The sequence below is a fragment of the Mangrovicoccus sp. HB161399 genome (genome assembly GCF_013184745.1).
Lineage (GTDB): Bacteria > Pseudomonadota > Alphaproteobacteria > Rhodobacterales > Rhodobacteraceae > Mangrovicoccus.
In genome coordinates, this window is the sequence record NZ_JAATVU010000065.1 from 25,199 (window position 1) to 33,002 (window position 7,804).

The 7,804-nt window shown below is 69.3% G+C and carries 7 protein-coding genes; 6 read left to right on the forward strand and 1 reads right to left on the reverse strand.

Annotated elements, in window-relative coordinates:
- Positions 1-152: 152 nt before the first annotated feature.
- Genes HCC78_RS24995 through HCC78_RS25005 form a run of 3 tightly spaced genes read left to right on the forward strand, consistent with a single transcriptional unit; the run spans position 153 to position 2,238 of the window.
- Positions 153-1,370, forward strand: coding sequence for a GTP-binding protein (locus tag HCC78_RS24995; RefSeq protein WP_371743930.1), 1,218 nt, complete (start codon positions 153-155; stop codon positions 1,368-1,370).
- Complete coding sequence (locus HCC78_RS25000) at positions 1,367-1,987, forward strand: DUF1826 domain-containing protein (protein WP_172331503.1); 621 nt, start codon at positions 1,367-1,369, stop codon at positions 1,985-1,987. The genes HCC78_RS24995 and HCC78_RS25000 overlap by 4 nt, the downstream gene beginning before the upstream one ends.
- Entirely contained in the window at positions 1,984-2,238 is a 255-nt protein-coding gene (locus HCC78_RS25005) for a DUF6525 family protein (RefSeq protein WP_371743929.1), read from the forward strand. The genes HCC78_RS25000 and HCC78_RS25005 overlap by 4 nt, the downstream gene beginning before the upstream one ends.
- Here HCC78_RS25005 and HCC78_RS25010 read toward each other — a convergent pair.
- The gene (locus HCC78_RS25010; protein ID WP_172331504.1) at positions 2,222-3,100 is read right to left on the reverse strand and encodes a LysR family transcriptional regulator; all 879 of its coding nucleotides are present in this window, start codon (positions 3,098-3,100) and stop codon (positions 2,222-2,224) included. The two genes, HCC78_RS25005 and HCC78_RS25010, sit on opposite strands and share 17 nt — an antisense overlap.
- Before the next feature lie 90 nt (positions 3,101-3,190).
- On the opposite strand from HCC78_RS25010, the gene HCC78_RS25015 reads away from it, so the two are divergent.
- From HCC78_RS25015 to HCC78_RS25025, 3 genes are all read left to right on the forward strand, one after another.
- A complete protein-coding gene (locus HCC78_RS25015; RefSeq protein ID WP_172331505.1) occupies positions 3,191-4,390 on the forward strand; it encodes an MFS transporter in 1,200 nt (399 codons plus the stop codon).
- Positions 4,391-4,526: 136 nt separating this feature from the next.
- Positions 4,527-6,485 carry a DNA topoisomerase IV subunit B gene (gene parE, locus HCC78_RS25020; protein WP_172331506.1) on the forward strand — a complete coding sequence of 653 codons (1,959 nt, stop codon included), beginning with the start codon at positions 4,527-4,529 and terminating at the stop codon, positions 6,483-6,485.
- A gap of 468 nt (positions 6,486-6,953) precedes the next feature.
- A complete protein-coding gene (locus HCC78_RS25025) occupies positions 6,954-7,409 on the forward strand; it encodes a hypothetical protein (RefSeq protein WP_172331507.1) in 456 nt (151 codons plus the stop codon).
- Positions 7,410-7,804 lie beyond the last annotated feature (395 nt).

Below are 7,804 nucleotides of genomic sequence, written 5' to 3' on the forward strand. Positions count from 1 at the left end.
CAAAGCTGCGGAGGGTGCAATCCCGGCTTGCCGAGTGTAATGTTATACTATAACGAAATAAGCGGGCCGCAATCCCGCGCGCCCGCCTGTCGAAACACCCCTAACTGACCCGGCGGCTTCCCCGCGGCCGGGACCGGAGGCTTGCGGCCATGATCCCAGAGCGAAGGCTCCCCGTCACCGTCACCGTCACCGTCACCGTCCTGTCCGGCTTTCTCGGCGCCGGCAAGACGACGCTGCTGAACCGCGTGCTCGCCAACCGCGAGGGCCGCCGCGTCGCGGTCATCGTCAACGACATGTCGGAGGTGAATATCGATGCCGACCTGGTGCGCGCCGAAAGCACGCTGAGCCGCACCGAGGAGACGCTGGTCGAGATGTCGAACGGCTGCATCTGCTGCACGCTGCGCGACGACCTGCTGGCCGAAGTGCGCCGCCTGGCCCAGGAGGGCCGGTTCGATGCGCTGCTGATCGAGTCGACCGGCATTTCCGAGCCGCTCCCCGTCGCCGCCACCTTCGAGTTCCGCGACGAGGCGGGGGACAGCCTGTCGGACGTTGCACAGCTCGACACGATGGTGACCGTGGTCGATGCGGTGAACCTGCCCGGCGACTTCTCCAGCCACGATTTCCTTGCCGACCGGGGCGAGACTGCCGGGGCAGGGGACGCGCGCACGCTGGCGGACCTGCTGACCGACCAGATCGAATTCGCCGACGTGGTCGTGCTGAACAAGATTGCCGATGCCACGCCGGGGCAGCGCGACGCCGCCCGCAAGATCATCCGCGCGCTGAACGCCGATGCCAGGATCATCGAGACCACCCATTCGGACGTGCCTGTCGGGGCGGTCCTCGGCACCGGGCTCTTCGATTTCGAGCGCGCGCACCAGCACCCGATGTGGGCCAAGGAGCTCTACGGTTTCGCCGCTCACGTGCCGGAAAGCGAGGAATACGGCGTCACCTCGCATGTCTACCGCGCGCGGCGCCCCTTCGCGCCGCAGGCGATCCACGGCCTTCTGAACGGCGCGCTGCCCGGGGTGATCCGCGCCAAGGGGCATTTCTGGATCGCCACGCGTCCCGACTGGGTGGCGGAGTATTCGCTGGCCGGAGCGCTCAGCTCCGTCCGGCCGCTCGGCACCTGGTGGGCGGCGGTCCCGCGCGGGCGCTGGCCGGAACATGACAGCGCCCGGGACTATATCGCGCAGCACTGGGAGGAGCCCTGGGGCGACCGGCGGCAGGAGCTGGTCTTCATCGGCGCAGGCATCGACTGGCCGGCGCTGGAGGCACGGCTCGACGCGGCGCTCCTGCCGGAGGATCCGGCGGGCGTGCGCCATCTGTCCGACCCGTTTCCCGCCTGGCGCCGCGCCGGGGAGGCAGCATGAGCCTCGATCTGCCCCGGCTGGCCGAAGGCATCGAGAGCGGGCCGCACCCGTCGGTGCTGCGCCGGATCGGCCGTGACGGTACCGCGCTGGCGATCTGGCAGCGCCGGATGCCCGCCGACCTGCGCGGCTGGCTGGACGGGCTGCCCGCCGGCCGGATGCCGCAGTTCCGCCGCACCCTGCCGGCCGGCACCCTGCGGCTGGCGGTGGCAGAGGCCTGCCGCAGGGCGGGCACGCCGGGCGGGGCGGGGCAGGAGCTGCTGGCGGCCGAGATCTGCCTGCTCGGGCAGCTGGCCGCCGATGTCTTCGGCTGCGCCGCGCTGCGGGTGCGGCTGGAGGTTGCCACGCGGCAGACCTGCCCGAAATGGCATGTCGACGCGGTGCCGGTGAGGATGGTCTGCACCTTGCGCGGACCGGGCACGGAATGGGGACCGATCGGACCGGACGGGGTTCCGCGCCGGACGCACCGGCTGGAGACCGGCGAGGTCGGGCTGTTCCGCGGCGCGCTCTGGCCCGGGGACGAGCTGGCCGCGATCCTGCACCGCTCTCCGCAGGCGACGCCGGAGCGGCCGCGTCTGGCGCTGGCGATCGACCCTGCGCCGCGGGGGGACGGGCCGTGAGCCGGGCGGGAAACCTGGGCGAGACCGGGCTCAGGCGGCGCAGGCGGCAGGGTGACCCGATGCGGGACTACGACGCCTTGCCCGCCCCGGTCCGGAAGTGGCTGGCGGGCGCGGCGCGGCCCTGGTCGCCGGCTTCCTGCCGCCGCATCTGGGCGCGGCACCGGAAGCACGGCATTGCCGCAGTGCTGGCGCGGCTCGACCGGGCGGAGATGTCTGCGCTGGCGCGCGATCCGCTCAGCCGAGCGCCTTGAGCGTCGCGTCGCGCAGGAGCGGCACGACCGCCTGCACGGCGCGCCCCTGCCGCGCGCTGCGCGACAGCACCAGCTGGATGTCGCGGTGCAAGGGCGGGGCGAAGCCGGTCGCGGCGAAGCGCCCGGCCATTCCCTGGATGGCGGTGCGCGGCAGGATCGACAGGCCCATGCCCTCGGCCACCAGTTCGAGAAGCAGCTGGAAGGCAGAGGCCTCGGCCAGCACGTCGAAGCGGATCCCGGCGCGTTCGGCCGCCATGTCGACGATCAGCCGCAACCCGTTCTCGGCGCTCGGCAGCACCATCGGCAGGCCTTCGAGCCGTGCCATCTCCGCCGGACCGTCCAGCGCGGGATGGCCCTGCGGCCCGACCAGCAGCAGTTCCTCGCGCACCAGCTGTTCCGCCGGGAGCTGCTCTGCGCCGCGGTAGACCAGCGCCATGTCGATCTCGCCGCGATGCACCCAGTCGAGCAGATGGCTGGTATAGCCCTGCTGCAGGTTCAGCCGGATGCCGGGATGCGCGCGGCCGACGGCCATCGCGAAATCCGCGCCCATGACGGCGGCGGCCGAGGGCACCAGCCCGACAGCGACCTTGCCCTGCGGCGCGTCCTCCATGCTGCGCACGTCTTCCACGCCCTGTTCGAGCTGGCGCAGCAGCCCCGAGACCCGCGCCTGCAGCAGCTCGCCCGCCGGGGTCAGCGCCATGCCCTCGCGCGAGCGGGCGAAGAGGGTCTGGCCCACCTCGTCCTCCAGCATCCTGATCTGCCGCGACAGCGCGGGCTGGGCGATCCGCAGCCGGTCCGAGGCGGCGCTGAGCGAGCCGGTTTCGGCCACGCGGAGGAAGGTCTGCAGGCGCTTGAGGTCCATCTATAAAATTCCGGCATGGATTGGATGCCACGATTGTAATTTCGGCATGGTCCTGCGTCCAGTAGGAGAGGCGGCGAAAAGGAGACCGCCATGCCCGCCACCCTCGCCGCCCCGTCCTGGCCCATCGATCACCGCCGCCCGGGCTTCGGCCGGATCTGCGCGGCGCTGGTGATGTGCGGCGCGACGGCCTTCTCGGCGCTCTATTTCGTGCAGCCGCTGATGCCGGTCTTCGCGGAGGAATTCGGCATCGGGGTCACCCAGGCGGGGATGAGCCTGAGCCTGCCGACCATCGCGCTGGCGCTCGGCCTCGTGGTGACCGGCCCGGTCTCGGACGCGGTGGGCCGCAAGCCGGTGATCCTGTTTTCCACTCTGATGACGGCGGTGCTGCTGCTGGCGATGGCGGCGGCGACCGACTGGACCATGTTCCTGGTCTTCCGCACCGCGCTGGGACTGATCCTCGGCGGCATCACCGCGATCAACCTGGCCTGGCTGGCAGAGGAGATGGACCGCGAAAGCCTGGGGCGCGCGGTGGGCTACGTGCTGGCCGGGAACTCGATCGGCGGCATGCTGGCGCGGCTGCTCGTCGGCACGATGGTCGAGACCACCGGATGGCGCCTGCCGGTCGCGGCGCTGGCGGGCGTCGCGCTGGTCTCGGCGGCGATGCTCTGGCTCTGGCTGCCGGCCTCGCGCAATTTCCGCCCGCGCCGGGCGCGGCTGGGCCCGGCGATGGCGGCCTACCTGATGCACCTGCGCACGCCCGGGCTGCGCGAGGCGGTGCTGCAGGGCTTCCTGCTGATGGCCTGCTTCGTCGCCTTCTTCAACGTCATCGGCTTCCAGCTGCTGTCGCCGGAGATCGGACTGGGCCAGCATGCGGTGGGACTTGTCTCCATCGCCTTCCTGCCCTCGACCTATGCCGCAGTGGCCAGCGCCAGGGCCGCCGAACTCTTCGGGCGCAGGCGCGCGGCGCTTGTCTGCATCGGGCTGGCCATGGCCGGGGTGCTGATGACGCTATCGGCCTGGCTGCCGCTGCTGTGCCTCGGCATCCTGCTCTTCACGCTGGGCTTCTTCGGGGCGCATTCCCTGGCGGCGGCCGATGTCGGGCGGCAGGCGACCGAGGCGCGCGGCCAGGCCACGGCGCTCTACCAGATCGCCTTCTATGTCGGTGCGAGCCTTGCCGGGGTGACCGCCGGGCTGGCCTGGGACCAGGGCGGCTGGACCGGCGTGACCGGCGCGCTCTGCGGCATGCTGGGGCTGGCCGCGGCGATCCGGCTGCGCAGTCCTGCCGCCTGACGGGATTTCCGCGCCGGAAACGCCCGGGAAACGGGCATCTGGCCGGCATCGGTTGCATCCGCGGAATGCCGCCCCTTTTCCCTCCCCCCCAATTAGCCTATCGTGGCCTGCGAACTACAAGACCTAGGGGCAACCGATGGCTGACGATCTCCTCTCCGCGACCCAGACCGATACCTATGACGCCTCCTCGATCGAGGTGCTCGAAGGGCTGGAGCCCGTGCGCAAGCGCCCCGGCATGTATATCGGCGGCACGGACGAGCGGGCACTGCACCACCTGGTCGCCGAGGTGCTGGACAACTCGATGGACGAGGCGGTGGCGGGCCACGCGAACCGCATCGAGGTCGAGCTGGCGGCCGACCATTCGGTGACGATCCGCGACAACGGCCGCGGCATTCCGATCGACCCGCATCCGAAATTCCCCGGCAAGTCGGCGCTGGAGGTCATCCTCTGCACGCTGCACGCCGGCGGCAAGTTCTCGGGCAAGGCCTACCAGACCTCGGGCGGCCTGCACGGCGTCGGGGCGTCGGTGGTGAACGCGCTGTCGGACTACATGCGCGTGGAAGTCGCGCGCAACCGCGAGCTCTATGCCCAGGAATTCTCCCGCGGGATCCCGCAGGGGCCGGTGGCGAAGGTCGGCCAGGCGCCGAACCGCCGCGGCACCTCGACCACCTTCCATGCCGATGCCGAGATCTTCGGCGACAAGAAGTTCAAGCCCGCGCGCCTGTTCAAGATGGTGCGGTCGAAGGCCTACCTGTTCTCCGGCGTCGAGATCCGCTGGAAGAGCGCGATCGACGACGGCGAGACCCCTAAGGAAGCGGTGTTCCACTTCCCCAACGGGCTTGCCGACTTCCTGGCCGAGACGCTGGGCGAGGCCTCGACCTATGCCGACCGGCCCTTCGCGGGCAAGGTCGAGTTCCAGGAGAAGTTCGGCGTGCCCGGCTCGGTCGAATGGGCGATCAACTGGACGCCCTCGCGCGACGGCTTCATCCAGTCCTACTGCAACACCGTGCCGACCCCCGAGGGCGGCACGCACGAGCAGGGCTTCTGGGCAGCGGTGCTGAAGGGGCTGAAGAGCTACGGCGAGCTTGCCGGCAACAAGAAGGCCGCCTCGATCACCCGCGACGACCTGATGACCGGCGGCTGCGCGCTGGTGTCGTGCTTCATCCGCGAGCCCGAATTCGTCGGCCAGACCAAGGACCGGCTGGCCACGACCGAGGCCGCGCGGCTGGTCGAGGGCGCCGTGCGCGACCGCTTCGACAGCTGGCTGGCTGGCGACACCAAGTCCGCGGGCGCGATCCTCGACTTCCTGATCCTGCGCGCGGAGGAACGCCTGCGCCGCCGCCAGGAAAAGGAGACCGCGCGCAAGTCCGCCACCAAGAAGCTGCGCCTGCCGGGCAAGCTGGTCGACTGTTCGCAATCCCAGCGCGATGGCACCGAGCTGTTCATCGTCGAGGGCGACTCGGCGGGCGGCTCCGCCAAGATGGGCCGCGACCGCAGGACCCAGGCGCTGCTGCCGCTCAGGGGCAAGATCCTCAACGTGCTGGGCGCGGCCAGCTCGAAGATGTCCGGGAACCAGGAGATCTCGGATCTCTGCCAGGCGCTCGGCGTCGGCATGGGATCGCGCTTCAGCATCGACGACCTGCGCTACGACAAGGTCATCATCATGACCGACGCGGATGTCGACGGCGCGCATATCGCCTCGCTGCTGATGACGTTCTTCTTCTCGCAGATGCGGCCGCTGATCGACCACGGCCATCTCTACCTTGCCTGCCCGCCGCTGTTCCGCCTGACGCAGGGCGCGAAGCGGGTCTACTGCCTCGACGAGGCGGAACGCGACGAATGGCTGGCGAAGGGCCTTGGCGGCAAGGGCAAGATCGACGTTTCGCGCTTCAAGGGCCTGGGCGAGATGGATGCCAAGGACCTGAAGGAGACGACGATGGATCCGGGCAGCCGCAAGCTGATCCGGGTGTCGATCGACGAGGACGAGCCGGGCGAAACCGGGCTGCTGGTCGAGCAGCTGATGGGCAAGAAGCCCGAGCTCCGCTTCCAGTACATCCAGGAGAATGCGCGCTTCGTCGAAGAGCTGGACGTCTGACCGCATCCGCGCCGTTCCGGTTCTGGCCGGGCGGCGGACTTCCTCTCCATCGCCGGCTCCGGCGCGGCCCAGCCCAGCCGCTCCGCCGCCCTCGTCTCTGCGGTCAAAGCCGTTCGGGAGGCGCGATCTTTCCCGGGGTCCGGCAGGCGCCTCCCTTGGCCGGCCTCCAATCCGCCGAACGTCTTGCGGCACCGGTCGCACGAGGATGGCCCGCCCCGCCTCTGCCTCCGGCGGGCTCGCAAAAACCGGGACATCCACCTGCCACGGTCTCCTCGGGCCTGTGCGTCTTGCGCCCCGTATTCCTGTCCTCGTTCCGGCCCGCCCGCCCGGGTCCGAGCGGTCCTCCTTGTGCAGGGCAGGCCAGGAGGCGGTGGTACGCCCAGATAAAGTGATTGCAAACTGCACAGGATTTCAGCGATCTTTCCTGCCAGGATTTACCCAACGTAAATTCTGCTAGGGAGGACTATCATGTTACGCATCTTCGCGACTGTTCCTTTCGTATTGGTTGCACTGCCGGCTCTCGGCGCGGACATCAGTCTGGAATTCAGCTTCGTTACCCATACGTCTGACAGGATGAGCCAGCAAATTGGCGCCGGTGACGCCGAAAAGATCACTGCCGCGAAGGCCTTCGGCGTCGCGGAGTTTGCCGATGGCCGCCGGGCCATCAAGAAATTCGTCTATGTGTCCGGAGGCGGCGCTCCGATAGCCGGGATATCGAATTACACCTTCGAGAACGGGGACGGCATTACCGCGACCTTCTCTGTCGATGAGACCTATACCGGCACCTATACGGTCGTGGGAGGCACCGGCGAATATGAAGGTGCTGCTGGTTCCGGCCAGTTCAAGCCTGCGGCCGTCGAGGGCTGGGGCGCGGGAGGCGATACCTTGGCTTGGACTGGATCATTTCATCTGACAACGAAATAGCGGCCCGAACGCACAGGTCCTGACGGTGCAGCCAGCCGGGAAACGGGTCGAGGGATGATCAATCTCGAATTCCGGGTTGCGGGCACGGAAGGCCGTCCTCCCGCGTTGGCACCCTCGGTTCCCAAGGCCGGACTTGTGCCGCCATGCCTGCCAGTGGCGGCACGTTTTCGGCTGGGCAACGGCGTCCGGGGCCTTCGGACCCGCTGAGACCAGGGAGAATTCGCCGCGTCGGCGGTTCCGGCGCGCGGAGGCCGCTATGCGCATTTTGCGTGCGAATGGGCGTTGCTGGACAAATCAGCTGACGACCGCAGTCCCCCTTTCCCCGGACATACCTATTCTGCGGCCACGGTCATCGGGATGCCGAGCGCCGTGAAGCGGTTGAGGAATGAGCGGCA

Bases quoted from the DNA above. Each gene is read 5' to 3' on its own strand.
- HCC78_RS25000 (WP_172331503.1), top strand. From the start codon at position 1,367: ATGAGCCTCGATCTGCCCCGGCTGGCCGAAGGCATCGAGAGCGGGCCG.
- HCC78_RS25010 (WP_172331504.1), bottom strand. From the start codon at position 3,100: ATGGACCTCAAGCGCCTGCAGACCTTCCTCCGCGTGGCCGAAACCGGC.
- HCC78_RS25015 (WP_172331505.1), top strand. From the start codon at position 3,191: ATGCCCGCCACCCTCGCCGCCCCGTCCTGGCCCATCGATCACCGCCGC.
- parE (WP_172331506.1), top strand. From the start codon at position 4,527: ATGGCTGACGATCTCCTCTCCGCGACCCAGACCGATACCTATGACGCC.
- HCC78_RS25025 (WP_172331507.1), top strand. From the start codon at position 6,954: ATGTTACGCATCTTCGCGACTGTTCCTTTCGTATTGGTTGCACTGCCG.